The sequence below is a fragment of the Chryseomicrobium aureum genome (assembly GCF_016909155.1).
Classification (GTDB): domain Bacteria; phylum Bacillota; class Bacilli; order Bacillales_A; family Planococcaceae; genus Chryseomicrobium; species Chryseomicrobium aureum.
The window spans coordinates 170,122-192,428 of sequence record NZ_JAFBFG010000002.1; the positions used below are offsets into that span (position 1 = coordinate 170,122).

The window sequence follows — 22,307 nt, forward strand, 5'->3', positions numbered from 1 at the left end:
ATCTGTAAGCGCTTTCAAATTAAGGGCTTTTTCGTACTGACAACTAGAAAAGAGGGATCGAATGAAGTTAACACATTTTATCAACGGAGAATGGCTCGAATCTGGGCACACAAAAGAAGTACTAAATCCAGCTACAGGAGAAGTTCTAGCACATGTTCCAATGGCAGATGCGGACCTCGTGGCAAAGGCAGTCGAAGGGGCAAAAACTGCTCAGAAGAAATGGGCAAAAGTTCCCGCTCCAAAGCGTGCACAGTATTTATATGCAATTGGTCGCTTGATGGAAGAGCGAAAAGAACATTTGTCTCAAGTGCTCACAAAAGAAATGGGAAAAGTAATTGAAGAAGGTCGTGGAGAAGTCCAAGAAGGAATCGATATGGCTTACTATATGGCGGGTGAAGGAAGACGTTTGTTTGGAGAAACAACACCTTCAGAACTCGCTGATAAATTTGCGATGAGTGTGCGTGCACCAATTGGTGTTGTTGGACTCATCACACCATGGAACTTTCCGGTAGCCATCGCAACTTGGAAATCGTTCCCGGCTATAGTTGCAGGAAATACATTCCTTTGGAAGCCGGCTACAGAGACACCAATGATGGCCTATGAAATGGCGAAAATCTTTGAAGAAGTAGGTCTTCCAGAAGGTGTTGCCAATATCGTATTTGGTTCAGGGTCTGAAGTAGGTACGGCAATGATTGAACATCCAGACGTTAAAGTGATTTCCTTCACAGGTTCGACGGAGACAGGTAGCAAAGTAGCTGAACTTGGTGGACGTCACTTAAAGAAAGTGTCTCTTGAGATGGGCGGAAAGAATGCAGTCATCGTAATGGATGATGCGAATCTTGACTTAGCAGTAGACGGTATTTTATGGAGTGCATTTGGTACTGCAGGTCAACGTTGTACGGCATGTAGTCGTGTCATTGCGCATAAAGATGTCAAGAAAGAACTCGAGACGCGTTTACTTGAGAAGATGAAACATCTCACAATTGGGGACGGGACGGACGAATCCGTGAAAATCGGACCGGTCATCAATACAGCAGCACTTGAAAAGATCCATGGCTATGTGGAGATCGGAAAACAAGATGGTGCGACGCTGTTAGCGGGTGGTGAAATCTTAAAGGATGGAGACTTGGCGAAAGGAAACTACTACGCTCCCACACTGTTCACAGATGTACCGTGGGATTCTCGTATTGCGCAGGAAGAAATCTTTGGTCCTGTTGTATCCATCATTGAGGTTTCTTCGTTAGATGAAGCGATTGAAGTGAATAATAGTGTGAAATACGGACTTTCAAGTTCAATTTTCTCACAAGACGTCAATACGATCTTCACCGCACAGCGTGATCTGGATACGGGGATTGTTTACGTCAACGCTGGAACGACGGGTGCTGAGATTCACTTACCGTTCGGCGGGACAAAGGGAACAGGAAACGGACACCGAGATTCTGGTGTAGCGGCACTTGACGTCTATACAGAGTGGAAGAGCGTGTACGTAGATTTTAGTGGGAAGCTGCAACGGGCTCAGATTGATACTAACTAGATGTGGAGCCGACTGTTCAGAACGCCGCACTAGAAAGTTGAGTTACACTACGGGGTTGCTTTCCGAGGGCGCTGCGTGAGCTTCCTCGTCGCAGGCTCCTGCGGGATCTCACGACAGACTGGAATCCCACTGGAGTCAACCCCTCCATTTCACTCAACATTAGTATTAGATGTGGAGAACTCCATTCTACAAAGTAGTTACAAAGGGGTAAGAGAAACGTAAACAAAGGGGGATTCACAAATGATCGTAGGTGTATTAGGTGCTGGTTTGATGGGGAAAGAAGCAGCAACCGATTTAGTTAAAGGTCAAAACGTTGAAAAAGTCATCATTGGAGATCTGGATGTTGGCCAAACAGAGATGTTTGCTCAAAAATTACAAAACCCTAAACTTGAAGTGCGCCATTTGGACGCAACTGACGATGAGTCGATGAAGTCTTTAATACGCGACTGTGATGTCATAGTCAACGCACTTTACTACTCGTTCAACCAACGCGTCGCAGAACTTGCAATTGAGCTTGGTGTTCACGCGGTGGACCTAGGTGGGCACATTGGGGGCGCTACAGACTACATTTTAAATCTTGATGAAAAAGCTAAGGCTGCTGGTGTTACGATGATTCCGGATCTAGGGGTGGCTCCAGGAATGATCAATATCTTGGCAGGGCACGGCGCCAAAAAACTTGATAAAGTATCGAGTATCAAGTTATATGTCGGTGGAATTCCAGTCGAACCAGAAGGGATTTTCAAATACAATTTGGTCTTCTCCTTAGATGGCGTTTTTGATCACTATACAGATAAGTCGCATGTCATTCGAAACGGAGAAATGCAAGAAGTGGACTCGCTATCCGAAATCGAACCTATTCAGTTTGATGGATTTGATGAGCTTGAAGCATTCCACACTGCAGGCGGTACGTCCACATTGGGACATACGTTCTCAGGAATCGACACATTAGAGTACAAGACAATTCGCTACAAGGGGCATGCTGAGAAATTTAAACTGCTCGTCGATCTTGGTCTAACAAATAAAGAGACGATGGTTAACGCAGGTGGACATGTTGTATCTGCACGGGACGTGTTACGTGAAGTGTTAACTCCAAAACTTCGACTTGGAGACAAGAAAGATGCGGTTTTACTTCGCGTCATTGTAGAAGGGTTCGAAGGAGAAACAGAGAAGAGTTACATGTACGAACTCGTAACGACAAAAGATGAGCTTTCTGGTACAACAGCAATGGCACGAGCGACAGCAAACACGATTTCTGTCGTAGCCCAAATGATTGGCAATGGAACCATTACATCAACAGGTGTATTCCCACCTGAGACAATCGTACCAGGCGATTTGTATATGCGAGAAATGGCGGCACGTGGCGTCGAAATCAAAGAATTTGTAAAATCTGAACAACTATAAACCAGAGACCTGCAATCGACACGGATTGCAGGTCTTGTTTATTTCCCAGGAAATACGTCGAAAAATAACTTTTCCGTGGGTGTAACCTTCTTCCATTTTATAAGTCTAATGGAGTAGAAAAATGAGATGAAAAGAGGGGACGACAATGAAGAAATGGACAATGCCGCTGTTGGCAACCGTTTTTGTAGGTGTCTTGATTTTAAGTGCATATTTTATATTTACGAGGGAAGGCGATCTAGTGACGGGGGAAACAGTTCGTGGATATGATGAAATGACGACGGTCACAGCAGAAAATCAATTGCGTGAGTATTTTGAACGTGTCCGTAAACTTCATGATTCGATGCAGTCTCAAGCAATGGAGGGAGCCAGTGGCACTGAAGCGGAAGAAGCCATGTCTTCTGGTGTAGAAGAGTCCACAGATGCTTCATCTGATAGTAAAAGTGCGGATGTTTCTTCCACGAATAATCAAGTAGAGGGCGTTGATGAAGCAGACAGCGTCAAATTGAACGAAGACTTTATTTATATGATTTCTGAGCAAAATGTAATGATCGTTGATATTCGCAACCCGGATGCTTTAGTCAATGCAGGGAGCATCGGATTTGGTGGGAATCGCTATCCCTCAAATTTATTTTTAACAGACGACTATTTAATTGTGATGAATCAAAACCATATGTACGAAGGAGTTCCAATTCAACCAGCCGCCGAAGGGAAGGTTTGGATGCCATATGATGGGATGACATTAGCTAGCATCTATTCCTTAGAAGACCCGACCAATCCAAAACTAGTTCGTGAAGTAGGGGCAGAAGGGTATATGGGACACGCACGTTTGACGAACAATACAATTTACTTCACTTCAAGTCTTTACAACCGCGTCTGGGCACTAGAGGAAAATGAAGATATCGAGTTGCGTCCGTTTCAGTTCGATTCTGAAAAAAGTGACGAACCAACCGTTCTTCCATATGAAGAAATTACAATCCTTCCTGAAACGTTAGAAGGTGGATATACATTGATCTCTGCAATTTCATTAGATGACCTTTCTGAAGCGCAATTGACAACAGAAGGCTATCTTGGAAGCAGTGAGCAATTCTACATGTCTCAAGAATCTCTTTATTTAACGACTACTGTCTACAATGCAGAGGCTAACGATTCAGAGGATGGGGACAGTTTAATGGATCTCCGTATTTGGAATCCAGGTGTCCGTGACACTGACATTTTCAAGTTTGATTTTGAAGGTACCGATGTTTCTTATATAGGGACGCATCGGGTAGAAGGTCATTTATTGAATCAATTCTCGATGGACGAATACGACAATCATTTCCGCGTTGTGACAACAGAAGGTGACGCTTGGACCGAAGAGCAACCTTCAGAGAATCATTTGTTCATCTTGGATGATCAGATGAATCGTGTTGGCGAATTGACAGGTCTTGCAAAGACTGAACGCATTTACTCCGCACGTTTCATGGGTGATAAAGCATATATGGTTACATTTAAAGAAACAGACCCTTTATTCGTGTTCGACTTGTCTGACCCAAAAGATCCGCGTGTTCTAGGGGAATTAAAAATTCCTGGATTCAGTAACTATCTGCATCCGGTGGGTGAAAACCATCTTCTAGGGATTGGATACGAAACTGAGATGGTTACATTCCCTGGGGCCAAAGAGCCGAGTCTTGTGACAGCAGGTATGAAGCTCTCGTTATTTGATGTGACGGACCTTTCGAATCCGATAGAGCAAGATGTTGAAATCATTGGCGGTCCAGGTACTTACTCACCTGTCCAGTATGACCATAAAGCACTGATGATTCATAAAGAGCGCGGCTACTACGGCTTCCCAGTCACGATTTATGAGGGGGCAGCTGGTGGGAATGTGAAGTTTAAAGGAGACGGCGCCCATATTTATTCTGTAACACCAGAGCAAGGTATTCAGTTGAAAGCCGCGCTAATGAACGACTTAGTGCCAGGGCAAGAGTATGAGGAGTGGAATCAGATGATTCATCGTCTAGCTTATGTGGAGGATACGCTGTATACGCTGGCGAATCGTCGAGTCGAGAGTTATGATTTTAATTCCTTTGCGAAGAAGGGGACACTGGAGTTTTAGATTTAGATGTGGAGCCGACTGTTCAGAGTCGAACCTCCACTTTAGATGTTGTAGAGTTTTCACTACAATTCTATAAAAATGAGGGAGCAACCTTGGACTACCAGGGTTGCTTCTTCGTTTATTAGCTCTAGATTAAAAAAAATAAATTCTTTAAGAGTGCGAAAATTATTTAGTCATTGTATTCCCGCCCGATTATTCGTTAGACTAAGGACAGAACCGAAAGGGGGCATGACATGTCAAATTACGAAATAACCGTTGAGTGCTGCTTACTCGCTGGCCGACTGATGATTGAAGGAGGCGCTGAGACCTACCGAGCAGAAGATACGATGGAACGCATGGCCAGGTCGCAACACCTAATCGGCTCCCAAAGCTTTGTCATGCCGACGGGAATCATGTTTAGTGGAAACAACAATGCACCAACTCGACTCATGCGTGTCAATACGCGCGTGACAGACCTTGAAAAAGTAGCGATGGTCAATTCGATTTCTCGTCGACTGGTGAATCAGGAGCTGACGATTGAAGAAGCGTATGATGAGCTACGGAAAATCGAAACAGAACATAAAACGTTCCCATTCTGGTTACAAATCATTGCAGCTGGTATTACGTCTGGCGCATTTTTATTGTTGCTGGGGTTTGATATCTTGAACTTGCCAGCGGCTATGGTAATTGGGGCGCTAGGATATGTGATAGCGACTTTATTAGAAGTAAAGACACGCGTGAAGTTCTTTGCAGAGTTCTTTGCCGCGCTGATTATAGGGATTGCCGCATATTCTGCAGTCTATCTTGGATTTGGTTCGAATCTCGATGGCTTGATCATCGGCTCGGTCATTCCATTAGTGCCAGGTTTATTGATCACCAACGCAGTACGTGACCTAATGGCTGGGCATTTCGTGTCTGGATTATCAAAAGGAGCAGAAGCCTTCCTGACTGCCTTTGCAATTGGGGCTGGGGTTGCGCTAGTGCTGTCATTTTAAGGAGGAGCTATGGACTATTTAGTAGAAGCCGTTTTAAGCTTTCTAGCAGCTGTGGCGTTCGGAGTATTGTTTAATGCGCCACGTCGAATGCTGATTCACTGCGGCGTCGTCGGAACGGTCGGTTGGCTCGTTTTCTCCATATCACGCAGCCAGACAGATGACCAAGTGGTCGCAACATTTTTAGGTGCGTTCACGATTGCACTCTTGTCGCATATTTTTGCGAGACGTCGGAAGATGCCTATGATTTTATTTAGTGTTACAGGAATCATCGTCCTTGTTCCAGGGAGCTCTGCCTACAATGCTATGCGCCACGTTGTAGAACAGGATTATTTGACGGCAATTGAGCTCGGTACACGGGCGCTCTTAATATCAGGTGCCATTGCGATGGGGTTAGTATTTGCGGAAATTATTATGCAAATCTACTCTAAAGTGTATGGTCGGCTTACAAAAAAGAAAAAGACGGATGCCCTCGTGAATATCGAAGACACCCGTCAGTTATAAAGAAAAACCAAGCGTCTCGTAGGCGCTTGGTTTTCTGTATACATAGTTTCAAAAATGAATGCTCTAAAGTTTTCTTATGTCACTAGTTTAAATGCTTAAAAGTTGAGTGTAGTGCAGGGGCTGACTCCAGTGGGAGCAAAGTCGGAACGTGAGACCCCGCAGGAGCCTGCGACGAGGAGGCTCACGCCGCGCCCTCGAAAAGCAGCCCCGGAATGGAACTCAACTTTTCTAGAGCGGCGTTCTCCTCATCTAGAGTAATCGAGTTGCGCCTCCTAGAAATCCCGCAAGAAGCCATCGCGGCCCATGAAGCAAAGAGCGCTTCACGATCCACGCTGTCATCTCGCACAATTTCTGAACAGTCGGCTCCACATCTAAAACGAAATCGAGTTGCGAACGCCAGAAACACGCTCCGGAATCAGCCGCACCCGCAAAGGCTGAAGAGCGCCTTCACGGGCACGTCTGATTTCCTCGGAGTTTCTTGAGCGGCGTTCTCCACATCTAAAAGTCACTCAAAATACTCACTAAGCTCGCTGACTTTGAGCGGCTTCGAAATATGGAAGCCTTGCAAACCATCGCAACCCATTGCCTGAAGCTGCTTCATCTGTTGCTCAGATTCAATACCTTCCGCCAATACCCGAATTTGAAGGGAATGCGCTAGAGATACCATCCCTTTAATTAAGCGAAGTACTTTATCATTTTTTGTCATCGACTGAATGAAAACCCGATCAATCTTCAAGCTCTCGATTGGAAGAAGCTGCAGGTAGCGAAGAGAAGCATAGCCAGAACCAAAATCATCAAGAACAAATCGAACGCCTTCACGGTTCAATGCGTGCATCTGTTCAATGATTGTTTTTTCTGCTTCCGCTTCTAAAGCGAACTTCTCTGTAATTTCAATTTGCAAACGGTTGGCAGGACATCCGGTTTGCTGCAAAATCTGCATAATGGTGCGTGCCATATTTTTATCATGGAATTCTCGCACAGACAGATTGACGTTGACCTTGATGTCGTAGCCTTGTTGCTGCCATTCTGCTGCTTGTTGACAACTCTTTTCCAGTACAAAAGTACCTATGTCGTTGATTAACCCTGTTTGTTCAGCAATAGGTATCAATTCTTCTGGAGAAACTGCACCAAGTGTCTCACTTTCCCACCGAACGAGTGCTTCAAAACTTGAGACTTTTTTTGTGACGGTATCGATGATTGGTAAATAGACGACCTCGAGATGCTGTTGATCAAGTGCGACCATAAGCTCTTTTTCGATTTCTACTCGTCGGGATAATTTCGAGTGCGCATCTTTTGGGAGCGTTGTAATCAAGTTCCCGCCTTGCTGTTTCACGCGTTGCAGCGAGTTATGCGCCGCTTCGACAATGTGGTGAAGCGTCTTTTGGTCATCGGGATACCGGGTCATGCTACCACTTACAGTGATGGCAACAGATTTTGAATCTAGATAAACTGGATACGATTTTAGAAAGTCACTAAAGCCTTGGATATACCAGTCACTTAGAGGTGTGATCAAGGCAAACTCATTTCGACCCATTCGTCCGATTTCTGAGTCTGGAAAATACTTTTTCAAAAGGTTTGTGAATTCATGTAAAAGAGCTTCCTCGTGCTGTTCATTCATTAATTCTTTCAATGTATAGAATTTATCGATTGAAAGTAGGACGTAGGTGAACTCCACCTTTTTGGAAAGCTGTTCCTTCATGATCTCTTCCATTTTGTAACGACTCAGTAAACCAGTCTCAAGATCCGTGTAAGCAGCTTCCTCGAGTTTTGTTTGCATCGTCTTTTTATCCGTGATTTCTTCTTCAATGATATAGCTGTGCTGCAGAATGTCTTCTTCATCGAATATGGGAATAGCAAGTGCCTGAACCCAATAGGACTGCCCTGATTTTGTCGCTTTTTCTATCGGGCCTTGCCAAATGGACCCACGTTCAAGCTGTTGCAAGATTTGATGTCCTTTATGTCGAGAAGACTCTTCGTCGGGTAAGAGTTGCCAAATTGATTTCCCAATGACACGTTTAGGGGTCCATTCACTTCGTTCCAGAAATTTTGAATTGGTGGAGAGGATAATTCCTGTAGCATCAAGGACATAGAACATAAAGCCTTCTTTTAAACCAGCTTTTACCTGTTCCCACTCACTTGAAATGGATTTCATTTCGAATGAATGCTGCAAATTATCGAGTGTATAGTTAGTTTGAGCCATTATCAGAACTCCTTTACAATTCGTTTTTATCAGTATAATTCATTTTTACCAAACAGTCATTACAAATAATGGTTGTCTGTATCAAAAGTTCTACGCTAGCCGAAATACATACTACGAAAATGGACAGGGGGATATAAATTTGAAATCACAACGTTGGAAAGGCATCTTATTAATTTTGACCGGGGCTATGCTCTGGGGGGCGAGTGGGCCGATGATGGAATGGCTACTTGAACATTTCCCTCTCTCTGTACCATTCTTCCTGACAGTTCGTTTAATTGTAGCAGGTACTCTTGTCCTGTTATTTTTGCGAATGAAGAAGCAACCTGTCTTTAAAATTTGGAAAGATACTGCATGGCGTTGGAGACTCTTGCTATTCGGGATATTCGGGATGCTTGCTGTGCAGTACACGTTTGTCGCAGCGATCGATGCGAGTAATGCAACTGTTGCCACACTCTTACAGTTTATCGGTCCGGTCTATATCATTCTGTTCATTTCATGGAAATTAAAACAGTTTCCCCCGATGTATCAAGTGATAGGCATGATCGGGACACTCGGCGGGCTAGTATTGTTGCTGACCAATGGAAACTTTGCACAGCTGGCGATTTCTGGTGAAGCGTTGTTTTGGGGTATTGCTGTCGGTATCGCCTTTGCGTTTTATACAGTGTACCCAGCCCGATTGATGCAAGAGTGGGGCGTTCTCCTCGTGGTTGGTTGGGGGATGGTGATTGGTGGAGTCGTTCTTGGAGTGGGAAGTAGGGTATGGACAACTGGTCAGTGGAGCCAGCTTGTGAATCCTACAGTCGCAGGGATGACGCTTGCCATCATCATTGTTGGAACGCTCGCCTTTATACTCTTCCTATCTAGTATGAAGTTTATTACAGCGGTTGAAACAAGTATTTTATCAAGTATGGAACCATTGACGGCTATGGTGATTTCGTTTTTCTGGTTCAGCCAAGTATTTGGTTCACTTCAATACGTAGGGATGATCATTATGCTGTTGTTTATAACGTGGCTAACGCTTGCTGGGGAAAAACAATCAGAACATTGAGACTTGTTTTTCGACTTCGGTGTGTCATAATAAAAGAAGTGATTAATTCGTATTCCGAAGAATTTTGAGGTGCAACATGAGAACAGTCTTTTCGTATTTAACACCGTATCGGGGACTCATCGTCCTCGCCTTATTTTTAATGTTTCTAGAGCTTGCTGTCGAGCTCGTCCAACCGTTATTGATTGCAAAAATAATCGATGACGGAATTTTAGCGAACGACCCCCAAGTCATTATTAATTTAGGGATTTGGATGGTCGCAATTTCGTTTATTGCGTTCTTTGGAGCGATTACAAACACTGTAATCGCTTCTCATATCGTACAGAGTTATGGATACGATATCCGCATGGCACTGTTCCGTAAAGTGCAAGACTTTACGATGACGGCATTTTTACGTTTTCCAAATGCTAGTCTGATCACGCGTCTGACTACAGATGTGACGATGACACAAAACGTAATTTTCATGGGACTGCGTATCATGCTCCGTGCACCATTGCTAGTCATCGGTAGTATTATCATGGCGTTCATCGTCAATCCATCGCTTGCGATTTACTTGGTAATTGGGTTCCCGTTCCTCCTCGTGTTCATGTACTGGATGAGCCGCAAAGGGATGCATATGTTTACGCGTGTACAAAAGGCGCTTGACCGTCTGAACCGCCAAATCCAGGAAAACTTGCAGGCTGTCCGTTTAATAAAAGCTTATTTACGAGGCAAATATGAGGCAGAGCGGTTTAACGGCGTCGCAGACGAACTTCGCACAGTGAACGTTACAGCCTTCCGCATCATGGAGTTTATTCTCCCGGTCTTACTTCTTGTCATGAATATTAGTTTACTTGCCGTGTTATGGTTTGGGGCTGACCTAGTCAATACAGGAGAAGCGCCACTAGGTGACCTCGTCGCCATCGTCAACTACGTGATGCGTATGACAGGGGCCTTCTCGATGTTTGCATTCATCATCATCTTCTTCTCTCGTGCGAAAGCGTCAAGTGAGCGTATGGAAGAAGTGTTGCTAGTAGACGAGGAGCTGGAGCAAGGTCTTGAAAGTGGAAAGTCCCCACGACGTGCGTTCGGAGAAATCGAGTTCGATAATGTCTCGTTCCGTTATCCGAATACAAAAGAATGGGTACTTGAAAACATTTCCTTCAAACTCCAATCTGGTCAGAAACTTGCTGTAATGGGCGCGACAGGTGCAGGGAAATCGACCCTGTTTAACCTGATTCCACGCTTCTTTGAAGTGACCCGTGGAACGATTCGGATTGATGGTATCGCTGCAGAACAGTGGCCTCTTCGCGAGTTACGCGAGACGATTGGGTATGTACCACAGCAATCCATTTTATTTACAGGGAGTATTGAAGAAAATCTCGGTTGGGGTGACACAGAAGCAGAGCAAGAGTGGCTTGTAAATGCTGCGCGCAAAGCTCAAATCCACTCATCAATCGAAGAGTTCCCGAATCAGTACCAGACACGCGTCGGCCAAAAAGGTGTCAATCTCTCTGGTGGACAGAAGCAGCGCTTATAGATAGCACGTGCCATCGTACGCCGCCCGGAAATCTTGCTCCTTGACGATAGTACAAGTGCGCTCGACGTCAACACAGAAAATGCATTGTGGGAAGCACTGGATGAAGAGTCGGCAACCATGCTTGTCATCACACAGAAAATCCGTACAGCACAATGCGCGGACGCCATCCCATTATTAAACGAAGGAAAAGTGGCTGGTTTCGGTACGCATGAAGAGTTGATGGAAACATCTGAACTGTACAGAGCGATTGCCGAGTCTCAACAGGAAGGAGGCGACGAACATGAGCTTCTTTCGTAAACCGTTTGGCTATGAACCAATTTTAACTAAAGAAGATATTAACGGGACGTCTGAGAAAAAAGTCGACAAAGCGTCGGATTGGAAGTCTGTCTTGTACCGTGTTTGGCAATTTGTCGATGAACAACGTTTCTTATTGATTGTAGTACTTGCGCTCGTATTGGTATCATCGGTGCTCGCGCTTGCCGGGCCGTATCTCGTCGGGCGGATTATTGATGACTATATTACAAATCGAGACCTCTCTGGACTCTCTGTGATCATCATCTGGCTTGCCGTGATTTATGTCGGGTGGTCCGTGTCGCTTTACCTCCAAAACTTTTGGATGATCGGCATTGCCCAGCAGACAATCTACCGCTTGCGCACAACATTGATTGGCCATTTGCAACGTCTTCCGGTCTCGTTTTTTGACCGTAGACAGCACGGGGAATTGATGTCACGCGTGACAAACGACATTGAAAACGTCAGTCAGACACTCAATACATCGTTTATCCAAGTGTTCTCTAGTATTTTAACGCTTGTGGGAACGACGGTAGTCATGCTGTTACTTAGTCCTTTAATGACGGTGATCACATTGACGATTGTACCCGTCATGTTCGTTGCAATTAGATGGATCACAAAACGTACATCAAAGCTGTTTAAAGAACAACAAAAAGCAGTCGGTGAGCTGAACGGGATGATTGAAGAAACTATTTCCGGCCAGCGTATCGTCAAAGCATTCTCACAAGAAGAGCGAATGATGCACGAATTTTCAGCGAAAAGCTCACGGCTTCGCAATACAGGATTCTGGGCACTGACATATTCCGGCTTTATTCCAAAAGTAATGAACTTACTGAATAACTTGAGTTTTACGATGGTCGCAGCCATCGGAGGGATCCTCGCGTTTTACGACCAAATCTCAATTGGTGAAATCGTCATCTTTACGGAGTACGCACGCCAGTTCACGCGTCCCTTGAATGACCTTTCGAACCAATTCAACACGGTCCTATCTGCCATCGCAGGTGCTGAGCGTGTGTTTAAAATCATTGATGAGGAACCGGAAGAGGACACGGGGAAACAACAAAATGCTGTCACTCTTCGTGGACATGTGGAGTTTAAGGATGTCGTGTTCCGCTACAATAAAGAGGAAGAACAAGCCGTCATCAACAATGTGTCCCTTGAAGTACGACCAGGTCAGACCGCGGCTCTTGTTGGGGCGTCCGGTGCAGGGAAGACGACGGTGATGCAACTACTCGCTCGTTTCTACGAAACCGATGCGGGTGAGATTTTAATTGATGGGATTCGGATACAAGATATTCCTCGTCAAACACTTCGCAGTCAAATGGCATTTGTCTTACAAGATCCATTCTTATTTGAGATGACCGTAATGGAGAATATCCGGTACGGGAAGTTGAATGCGACGGACGAAGAAGTCATGGAAGCGGCGAAACAGGCAAATGCCCACGACTTCATCATGAAGCTCTCAGACGGCTATCACACAGTTTTAAATGCAGATGGCGGTGAAATTTCGCAAGGGCAAAAGCAGTTAATTTCAATTGCCCGTGCACTTGTGGCAGACCCAGCAATACTCCTGCTTGATGAAGCGACGTCGAGTATTGATACGGTCACTGAAATGAAAATTCAAGATGCACTTGAGCGGTTGATGGAAGGGCGCACAAGTTTTGTTATTGCCCATAGATTGAATACTGTGCGTCAAGCTGATATGATTTTTGTAATGGAGCATGGACGTCTCGTTGAGGGAGGTCCGCAAAAGCAGCTACTTGCACAGAAGGGGCGCTATTACCAAATGCTCATGTCTGGAAAGGAAGAAAACGAATGACAGAAGATTTAGTAGTCGTGTCGACACCTGTTGACCAGGAAACATGGCAAGAAATCAGCGAACTCGTTGCCGCTGCCTCTTCTCAGGACAGCATCAGCTATGCACCAATCTTTGGTGTGGAAAACTTGAAAGATCCGCATTATTATGGATTTTGCTTATTGGCCTATCGCCAAGACACAGATGAATTACTGGGCTTTGCTTCTGCAATGGACCCAATTCATACACGAGATTACGAGTGGAGCATCATGGTGCATCCCGAGCGTCGCAGTAAAGAACTAGGCGTCCGTATCTATGAACGCTTACTCGAAGAGTTCGAGAAGCGCGATTTCAATTCTGAGACAGCCATGAACCCGTCGAACAGTCCGCATTCCGCGGCATTCTTAAAAAAGCTCGGCTACACGTACGCGTATTCCGAGCGGACGATGAAGGCTCTTGCCAAACCAGTAGAACTGGATTCCGGATTAGATGTTCGTGCATATAATGAGGAAACAGATCGTGAGGCTTTAAAAGCTATTATTGAAAATGCATTTGGAGACTCTTCGGAAGAAGTGGACGCCTTGATTGAATTTACGACGCATGCACCAAACCGCCAGTTCTTCCTCGTTCACTCAGGAACGGATGCAATTGGCGCCATGACAATTGTGCGCGAAAGCAACCGCATTTGGGTGACGGCACTTGCTGTTCATTCGATGGCACGCGGCCAAGGTGTAGCAAGTAATCTTCTACGCTACGCGCAACAGTATGCGCACAACGAAGGTATGAAGACGGTCTATTTGGATGTCGAAACGGACAATGAGACTGCGCTTTCGATTTATGAGCGGGTCGGGTTTCAGACGGTGAATCATACGAAGTATTGGAAAAACTAGATGTGGAGCCGAGTTTGATTTGAATACGCTGAGCTCCATTGCGCGGCTGCTTTCCGAGGGCGCGGCGTGAGCCTCCCTCGGCGTACGAGCACGCCTGTGGGGTCTCACGTTCCGCTTTTGATCCCTCCGGAGTCAGCCCCGCAACGTAGCTCAGCTATGTACCAAAAGATTTCCTGCATTCCGCTCAACTTGAATGTAGAAGTAAGATGCATTCTTTTACTTAACTAACTATAAACCTCCCGAGAGTCCAATTCTCTCGGGTTTTTTTGACTAGAGAAGAGGTGGCGAGACAATGAAAATTTTTGCGCATCGTGGGTGCTCGGGTGTTTATCCGGAAAATACTTTAGCAGCTTTTGAAGCAGCCAGTAAACTGCCAATAGAAGGCATAGAATTAGACGTTCATCTTTCAAAGGACGGGGAGCTTGTAGTGATTCATGACGAACTTGTCGACCGGACAACAAACGGCAAAGGGTTCGTAAAAGACATGACAAGTGAAGAATTGCGCCAATTGGATGCGGGGAGTTGGAAAGCCGCAGATTTTAACGGGGAACGTATTCCGTTTCTGCACGAAGTGTTGACGATTTTTGTGGAAACCGACCATGTGTTGAATATTGAACTCAAATCCGACATCTTCCCGTACCCTGGGATGGCCGACCGAGTCATGGAGTTGGTTCAGAAGCTAGGATTTGAGGAGCGCGTCATTCTATCTTCGTTTGATCACGAAGTGCTACGCTATGTGTCAGAGACTTATCCACAGATACATACCGCGTGTCTTACAATGGAAGTCATGGTCGACTTTCCGGCCTATTTAAAAACAATTCCGGCACCAGACGCGCATGTCCTGTTTCCAACGGCACTGCGTCAAATGGGACAAGAACTACGGGCCGCGGGAATTCCGATCCGTGCATTCACAGTGAACGATAAAGTGTACGCTGATATGCTCGAAAAAGCAGGAGTCGAGGCTATCTTTACAGACTTCCCGGAGAAGTTTCTATAGGTAGAAAACCCATTTGGAGAATAGGGACACTTATAAAGAGCGGCTATTGTGTAAAAATCGATGGCCGCTCTTTATTATAAGTGAAAATAGTTTCCATAAAACGACTCAGGGCACAAAAAATAGTTTTGAGGGCACAAACGAGCTCGCTCGCGTCACAAAACAGTCTCTTGAGGGCACAAAAACAGCCACTCAGGGCACAAACCCAAGCGACCAAAGCTTTGCTATACAAAATTGGTGTATTCACCTTCTTTTAGGTACCTGTGCACCGAACTATTCACTACAATTTGTATAAATGAGGGAGCAACCTCGCTACTACAACATTGCTCATTCATAAATATGAAATTGTAGTAAATAATTTGAATTGTTTGGTGCACAGGTACTCTAGAACAGGTACTCTAGAGGGTAATTATTCCAAATAGAAAAGGCATACCATAAGAGAGTATGTTTCTCTTAGTGGTATGCCTATTTTAAAGTTAAAAGTTGAGTGGAGTGGAGGGGCTTGACTCCGGAGGGATCAAAAGCGGAACGTGAGACCCCACAGGCGTGCTCTTATGCCGAGGAGGCTCACGACGCGCCCTCGGAAAGCAGCCCCGCAACGGAACTCAACTTTTCAATTACCATCTAGCACTATGCTCTTCCACACACCCCAACATATGCGAAATCACTAACTTACCGTAGCCCTCTAGATAAATTGTGCCTTTAAAATAGCCAAACAGTTGATGGACCTCTGAATACACAAGCTTTGCATCCGTTCTAGCCACTCGCTCATGAAAGGGAATAAACGTTAGATTTACATCCGAAGAAAATTTCGTTCTCAGCGTCCAAGGCTTCTTGAAATCCTCGCGATCATATCCGAACAACACATCTTCACTGATTTTGTAAAGCTTGCCATCAACAATGACAGCATTTTCCGTCATGCCTGTGCCATCTGTCCATTTGCCACCAAAATTTAACCCGACGCGACGCGAACCGATACGCTGTGAGGCGAATCCCCAGTTCCAAGTCGCTTCGCGTGGCCACATACCCCGCCCGTAATCGAGCACAGCAAAATTCTCTTGTGCATCAAAGGAATACTCGTATCCACCATGGTGCACAGAACCTTCTACCGGTAGCGTATGATGCTTCGCAGTGAATTGGAAATGGTTTCGGTCCCAAGGGATGACGACGTTTAATGACTCCTGATTTTCGGGGTGCGTTATTTTTAAGCTGGCATGCAGAGGCTCACCGTCGAAGTCTGGAATATGAACATTCAACAATGTGTAACCTTCCTGATGGCCTACAAAACGCAATGTCATTTCTTTCGACTCCGCGCTCACTGTATCCAGAACGCCGGGTGCCATTTTTACACCACGTCCAAGTGGGAGTGTAACTGTTTTTTCAATGAGCTGCTGGGAATCGTAGTGAAACATATAGACAAAGCAAACAGCAGCGTAGTCCATATGACTGATGGTGGCGGAAAATAAAATTTCCTCACCAAATACACACCAATAATTCCACTTTTTCTTGCGCAAATAGTTTCCGCTCAAGTTGCTTTCGATGAGCGGGCTTTTTGCATACCCAATCGCTAGCGGATTTAATTGGCCCTTTGCATCACAAAGTTGTACAGGCTGCTCTAAAAGTCTTTCACTATGTTGATTTCCCATGGCAGTCACCTCGAGTATAGTCTACGCTAACTGTAAAATAGTTCCATCTACTCTAGCTGTGTCAAAGGTGTTAATTGTTGTACCAAAGTGTAGCCAGTGTACCTTGCCCAGCGTGAACAGCTAAGACCGTACTGATATCCCCAACAATGATTTCGCTAGTGGGGGCGACCTCTTTTAAGGAAGCCTCGAATTCTCGCGCTTCTGCTTCAGAGTTCCCGTGCATCAAGTAAATGCGTTTAATTGGTTGTTTTGCATATGCTGCTCCTACTTTATCAAGAAGCGACTGCTTTGCCTTTTTCATCGAACGAACTTTTTCTCCTTCGTTCAACTTTCCATTCGGCGCGATATGGATGATTGGTTTGATTTTCAGAAGGCTTCCGAGATAGAACTGCGCACTGCTCAAGCGACCACCGCGATACAGTTGATCCAAGCTTCCGATCAAGATATAGTTTTCAAAATCTTTTACGCGTGTGCGAAGGGCATCTGCAATCTCCTCTGCTGAATGGCCTTGCTCTTGTAAATCAAGCCCGTGCTCAAGAAGTTCTGTAATACCTGCAGAAAGAGAGTGAGAATCCACAAGGTGGATATCGACTTCTGCAATTTCAGCGCCACTTCTCGAAGATGCGATTGTTCCGCTTAATTCGTTCGCCAAGTGTACAGAAATGATGGCATCATACTTTTCATTCAAGGCTTCATACAATTTTGCGAATTCACCTGCAGGAGGCTGAGACGTCTTTGCTTTTTCTTTATCACTCGCTAAACGACTGTAGACTTCCGATTTAGTGATTGTCACTTCATCAAGATACGTTTCGTTATCAAAATGAATGGCCAGAGGAACGATATGAACGTCTGGGTGATTCTTTACTCTTTCAGAAGGAAAAACACTGCTATCTGTAACCCATGCAATTTTGGTCATCGTATGTGGACACTTCCTTTAATAGTATTCTTTGAATAATAAGTATAGCATGATATGAAGGTGAATAAATCAAAAGTTGAATTTATTTAGAGTGCCACCAAGCGTCGTCCCAGGACTCTTTTGTATCAAATCTATGACGCCATAAGATAATGACAATGAGTAGAAAAAATAGTGCGCTGGATATAACATTTTCAAAAGCTAGAGCAATTGCGTAGGCTGGAAATGCGAGATTCATAGACAGGGTTGCACTGCGGGTAATGACTAGTCCGATGAGCATGACGCCAATAACCGCTAGGAAACTGATTGGATGAAAAGCAAGCGCCACTCCAATGAACGTAGCAATCCCTTTGCCACCACGTCCTTTTAACCAGAGAGGAAAGAGGTGGCCGAGTGTCACCGCGACCGCACCTATAGCAATCGAAGTTGTAGGCAGATTCAGTAGATGACCGATCCACACGATGAGTGCACCTTTTCCGGCATCGCCTAAAAATGTCACAATAAACGCGTCTTTTCCAAGAACTGTTCCCGCATTTCGTGCACCCAGATTGCCACTTTTGTGTTCTCTGAGGTCGACGCCTTTCCATTTGCCTACAAACCAAGCGGTCAACACGGTACCGACGAAGTAACTTGCTATCCAGTAAATCATTTCAATCATAGGAAATCTCCTCTTGAAGTTGGTGAGTTAAGTGTACCATGTGATATAGCGGAAGCGCTTTGGTATTTGGTACAATAAGAGCGATAAGGAGAGATGAATGATGAATGTACGTGAGGCAATTGAAACAAGACGATCCATCAAGAAGTTTAATGGGAAACCAGTTACCAAAGAGGCTCTTGCAAAGATTGTAGAGGCAGGAACTTGGGCACCGAATCATGGAACACGTGAACCTTGGCGGTTAGTTGGTGCAGTGGGTGAATCGATGGAGCGTATGGTGGATGCGATAAAAGAAGTCGCAGTTCCAAAGTGGCGCGATATGAGTGAAGAAGAACTTCAGACGGCTTTAGCTAAGTTTATGCTTCCTGGTGCGGTTTTATTTATCGTGGTACCGGAAGATGCGCGTCAAAAAGAACGCTTAGAGGATTTTGGAGCTGCAAGTGCAATGATTCAAAACATGCAACTTGCTGCGTGGGAGATGGAAATCGGGTCTTGCTGGAAGACGCCACCGTTTATTGACCATCCTAAATTCCGATCGAGCCTAGGGATTCAGCCGGGCGAGCGTATCATCAGTATGTTGCAATTCGGCTATTTTGATGAAGCGCCAAAAGCAAAGCCACGTAAAGATGTAGACGAGATTTTATCTTATTTTGAATAAAAAATTGAAAAGCTGAACGCGTCACAAATGGACGTGTTCAGCTTTTTTGAGAGCCCAAAATCCAGAACGCCATTTCCTGGGGGACTTTCACCGAGCCTCCTCACATCGACTTACGTCTCGTTGTGGGGTCTCGGCAAAACTCCGATAGCCCGGGAAATGACGTACTGGCTTCCGGGCACTGTGTTGGTGCATTTCGAAAGTTTCTAACTATCTTAAGTATCAAAAAAGAGTCTCTCATTTTCGAGAAACTCTTTTCTTGAATTGCTACACAATTATTTCTTTAATTGCTCAGGAGTAAAGTTCGCAAGCTGCTCGTAGTAATTCCCTATCACTCGGAGGCCCTTGTCAAAGTTCTCCAGGTGGAAGTGCTCATTCGGTGCATGGAAATTCTCCGTAGATAATCCAAAGCCCATCAATACGACTGGAAGCCCAAGAATCTCATCGAACGAAGCAACGATTGGAATCGAACCGCCTCCGCGCACGTAAGCAGTCGGTACGTTATAGACAGCTTCATAACTTGCGCCAGCTGCTTGAATTGCTGGGTGATCGTAAGGGGTGATAAATGGTTTCCCTTTATCGAATTCTGAAACGGTTACTTCGACACCTTGTGGCTTATGTGATTCCACGTGTGCTTTCAACTTCGCGACAATTTCATCTGGATCCTGATCTGGAACGAGGCGGCACGTGATTTTAGCACCTGCTTCATTTGGCAGAACCGTTTTAATTCCTTCACCCGAGAACCCGCCGAACACACCGTTGACTTCTAATGTCGGACGTGCCCACACGCGTTCTAAATGCGTGAACCCTGGCTCCCCAAACAAGGACGGGACTTCAAGCTCTTGCTTCAAAGCTTCTTCGTCAAAACCAAGTGCTTTGTAAGCTTCACGCTCGTCATCTAAAAGTGGACGAACATTTTCATAGAAACCATCCACTTGAATCGTGCCTTCTTTATCGCGGAACGAAGCTAATAGTTCGACGATGGCATGCAGCGCGTTTTGTACACCGCCTCCGTAAAGACCCGAGTGAAGGTCTCCTTTTGCGCCTTTTACGTCGATTTGAATGCCTGCAAGACCACGAAGTCCATAACATACTGCTGGCTGACCAGGTCCTTGCATCCCCGTATCTGAAATCACAATGATATCCGCTGCTAGAGCCTCTTTATTTTCTTCCACGTAAGCATCTAGGCTCGGGCTTCCGATTTCTTCTTCGCCTTCAATCAAAAACTTGATATTGACGGGAAGCTCGCCAGAATTCTTTAGTAAAGCTTCTACAGCTTTGACATGCATAAATACTTGCCCTTTGTCGTCGCTTGCGCCACGTGCAAAGAGCTTTTCGTCTCGAATCGTTGGCTCAAACGGTTCTGTTTCCCATAAGTGAAGAGGATCCACAGGCTGTACGTCATAGTGCCCATACATCAACACAGTTGGTTTTCCTGGTGCGTGCAGCCAATCTGCATACACAACAGGGTGTCCAGCGGTCGCATCGATTTTGACGTTTTCAAGACCGGCTTGTTTCATATTTTCCGCTAGCCATTCTGCACCTTTTTGCATATCTTCTTTGTGTTCAGATAATGATGAAATACTTGCTATTTTCAAGAATTCTTTTAGTTCGGAAAGATGTGTTTCTCGCATATCTGAAAAATACTGATCTAGCTTTGGTGAGTGCATCGAATCCCTCTTTCTTGTTATGTAGAATCTAGTATCAAGTATAGCAAACTTTCAGAATTATGGAGCTTTCAATGCATCAATCCGTCGAAATATGATATGATAGCTCTAATCTAAATTTTGAGCGTTACTCTATAGGGGGAACAAGAAACCAATGGAATTTGTCTATTTAGGCATCTGTTTAGCGCTGTCATTTTTCTTTTCCGGCAGTGAAACTGCGTTAACCGCAGTCAATAGGATGAAGGTCCAGCTTCGGGCTGAGCAAGGGGATCGTGCGTCACAAAAACTTCTCGTGCTGTTGTCTAAGCCGGACCGCATGATCACAACAATTTTAATTGGGAACAACATTGTGAACATTGCAATGCCAACCTTGTTAACGATTATTGCATTAAATTATAATTGGGACGTAGCTCTTGCTACAGCTGCACTGACCGTTACAATTATTATTTTTGGTGAAGTATTGCCGAAAACGATTTCAGTAACTTTTTCGGATCGTGTAGCGTATATTGTAGCTCCGGTAATCGGGGCGCTTGTACAAATAATGCGACCTATCACTTTCTTACTTGGACAATTAACAAATATCTTTATTCGTGTTCTTTCTAAGGGTGCTGTAAAAGAAGCGACTCTTACCAAAGAAGAGTTACGCTCTATGGTAGATATCGCCTCAACTGAAGGAACGTTCGAAGAAGAAGAGTCTGACCGTTTGAAAGGTGTACTTGATTTCCCTCATAAAGATGTTGAGGATGTCCTCGAGACGCACCGTACAGAGATTGTCGGAATTCCAACGACTGCTACGTTTGAAGAAGTACGTTCCATCTTACTTGAAAATAAATACACACGTTTTCCAGTTTATGAAGAGAGCATGGATGAGATCATTGGAATGTTTTATACGAAACGTTTCATTGAGTGGTCGATGAATCCAGAACGTGCACTAGAAGAATTTGTGGATCGTGAACCACTCTTCGTTGTGAAATCGTTAAGTGTTGAGAAAGTCTACAAGCAAATGCTAGCGAAGAAAAAGCACATGGCTATTGTTTTAGATGAGTTTGGTGGAACACTTGGAATTGTTACGCACGAAGACATTATTGAAGAGATGATTGGTCAAGAGATTGAAGATGAGACAGACGATGATGAGCAACCGCTGGTATATGAACACACGGCCGACCGCTTAGTGTGTGCCGCTCGTTTTGAAATCGAAGACTTTAATAATTTGATGGAAATGAACATTGAAACAGAAAACGAAACAATTGGTGGCTTCATCATGGAATTGCTTGGGCATGTGCCAGATGAAGGGGAGAAGGTCATCTTCGAAAACTTGCACTTTGAAGTGAACGAAATGGACCGCAACCGAATTGTGAAGATGACTGTGACGAAATTAGAAGATGAAACCGAACAATCTGAAGAAGACCTGGCTCGCGCTTAGCGCGGAGCCAGGTTTTTTTGTAATCTGAATACCCCCTGCAATGCAGGGGGTTCCTGAGAGCTTTCAGCTATGGACAAAAAAATCCCCTCATCATACGATATTTTCAGGT

General features: G+C 44.9%; 16 protein-coding genes and 1 pseudogene. 12 read left to right on the forward strand and 5 right to left on the reverse strand.

The window, feature by feature from the left end:
• The first annotated feature begins 61 nt into the window (after positions 1-61).
• The 5 genes from JOD03_RS04100 to JOD03_RS04120 all read left to right on the forward strand — a co-directional run bounded on the left by JOD03_RS04100 (position 62) and on the right by JOD03_RS04120 (position 6,505).
• On the forward strand, positions 62-1,534 hold the full coding sequence (locus JOD03_RS04100; protein WP_204589558.1) for an aldehyde dehydrogenase family protein: 1,473 nt from the start codon (positions 62-64) through the stop codon (positions 1,532-1,534).
• Between the two features lie 240 nt (positions 1,535-1,774).
• On the forward strand, positions 1,775-2,935 hold the full coding sequence (locus JOD03_RS04105; RefSeq protein WP_204589559.1) for a saccharopine dehydrogenase family protein: 1,161 nt from the start codon (positions 1,775-1,777) through the stop codon (positions 2,933-2,935).
• A gap of 145 nt (positions 2,936-3,080) precedes the next feature.
• On the forward strand, positions 3,081-5,030 hold the full coding sequence (locus JOD03_RS04110; RefSeq protein WP_204589560.1) for a beta-propeller domain-containing protein: 1,950 nt from the start codon (positions 3,081-3,083) through the stop codon (positions 5,028-5,030).
• 233 nt (positions 5,031-5,263) lie between these two features.
• Positions 5,264-6,004 (forward strand): threonine/serine exporter family protein, encoded by a 741-nt coding sequence (locus JOD03_RS04115; RefSeq protein WP_204589561.1) that lies wholly within the window; start codon positions 5,264-5,266, stop codon positions 6,002-6,004.
• A 9-nt stretch (positions 6,005-6,013) separates the two neighbouring features.
• Entirely contained in the window at positions 6,014-6,505 is a 492-nt protein-coding gene (locus JOD03_RS04120; RefSeq protein ID WP_204589562.1) for a threonine/serine exporter family protein, read from the forward strand.
• A 505-nt stretch (positions 6,506-7,010) separates the two neighbouring features.
• On the opposite strand, the gene JOD03_RS04125 is transcribed toward JOD03_RS04120, so the two are convergent.
• Positions 7,011-8,705 (reverse strand): sensor domain-containing protein, encoded by a 1,695-nt coding sequence (locus JOD03_RS04125; RefSeq protein WP_204589563.1) that lies wholly within the window; start codon positions 8,703-8,705, stop codon positions 7,011-7,013.
• A 139-nt stretch (positions 8,706-8,844) separates the two neighbouring features.
• Between JOD03_RS04125 and JOD03_RS04130 the strand changes: the two genes are divergently transcribed.
• From JOD03_RS04130 to JOD03_RS04150, 5 genes and pseudogenes are all read left to right on the forward strand, one after another.
• Positions 8,845-9,753 (forward strand): DMT family transporter, encoded by a 909-nt coding sequence (locus JOD03_RS04130; protein ID WP_275580364.1) that lies wholly within the window; start codon positions 8,845-8,847, stop codon positions 9,751-9,753.
• Positions 9,754-9,829: 76 nt separating this feature from the next.
• A pseudogene (locus tag JOD03_RS04135) lies at positions 9,830-11,566 on the forward strand (ABC transporter ATP-binding protein).
• The gene (locus JOD03_RS04140) at positions 11,550-13,379 is read left to right on the forward strand and encodes an ABC transporter ATP-binding protein (RefSeq protein WP_204589564.1); all 1,830 of its coding nucleotides are present in this window, start codon (positions 11,550-11,552) and stop codon (positions 13,377-13,379) included. The pseudogene JOD03_RS04135 and the gene JOD03_RS04140 overlap by 17 nt, the downstream one beginning before the upstream one ends.
• Entirely contained in the window at positions 13,376-14,245 is an 870-nt protein-coding gene (locus JOD03_RS04145; RefSeq protein WP_204589565.1) for a GNAT family N-acetyltransferase, read from the forward strand. The genes JOD03_RS04140 and JOD03_RS04145 overlap by 4 nt, the downstream gene beginning before the upstream one ends.
• A gap of 292 nt (positions 14,246-14,537) precedes the next feature.
• A complete protein-coding gene (locus tag JOD03_RS04150; RefSeq protein WP_204589566.1) occupies positions 14,538-15,242 on the forward strand; it encodes a glycerophosphodiester phosphodiesterase in 705 nt (234 codons plus the stop codon).
• 614 nt (positions 15,243-15,856) lie between these two features.
• Here the strand turns inward: JOD03_RS04150 and JOD03_RS04155 are convergent.
• From JOD03_RS04155 to JOD03_RS04165, 3 genes are all read right to left on the reverse strand, one after another.
• A complete protein-coding gene (locus JOD03_RS04155) occupies positions 15,857-16,885 on the reverse strand; it encodes a DUF2804 domain-containing protein (RefSeq protein ID WP_204589567.1) in 1,029 nt (342 codons plus the stop codon).
• 70 nt (positions 16,886-16,955) lie between these two features.
• Positions 16,956-17,801 (reverse strand): DegV family protein, encoded by an 846-nt coding sequence (locus JOD03_RS04160; RefSeq protein ID WP_204589568.1) that lies wholly within the window; start codon positions 17,799-17,801, stop codon positions 16,956-16,958.
• Between the two features lie 82 nt (positions 17,802-17,883).
• A complete protein-coding gene (locus JOD03_RS04165; RefSeq protein WP_204589569.1) occupies positions 17,884-18,456 on the reverse strand; it encodes a glycerol-3-phosphate acyltransferase in 573 nt (190 codons plus the stop codon).
• A gap of 97 nt (positions 18,457-18,553) precedes the next feature.
• On the opposite strand from JOD03_RS04165, the gene JOD03_RS04170 reads away from it, so the two are divergent.
• Positions 18,554-19,111, forward strand: coding sequence for a nitroreductase family protein (locus tag JOD03_RS04170; RefSeq protein WP_204589570.1), 558 nt, complete (start codon positions 18,554-18,556; stop codon positions 19,109-19,111).
• Between the two features lie 272 nt (positions 19,112-19,383).
• On the opposite strand, the gene JOD03_RS04175 is transcribed toward JOD03_RS04170, so the two are convergent.
• A complete protein-coding gene (locus tag JOD03_RS04175) occupies positions 19,384-20,778 on the reverse strand; it encodes a dipeptidase (protein WP_204589571.1) in 1,395 nt (464 codons plus the stop codon).
• A 151-nt stretch (positions 20,779-20,929) separates the two neighbouring features.
• Between JOD03_RS04175 and JOD03_RS04180 the strand changes: the two genes are divergently transcribed.
• Positions 20,930-22,198 carry a hemolysin family protein gene (locus JOD03_RS04180; RefSeq protein ID WP_204589572.1) on the forward strand — a complete coding sequence of 423 codons (1,269 nt, stop codon included), beginning with the start codon at positions 20,930-20,932 and terminating at the stop codon, positions 22,196-22,198.
• Positions 22,199-22,307 lie beyond the last annotated feature (109 nt).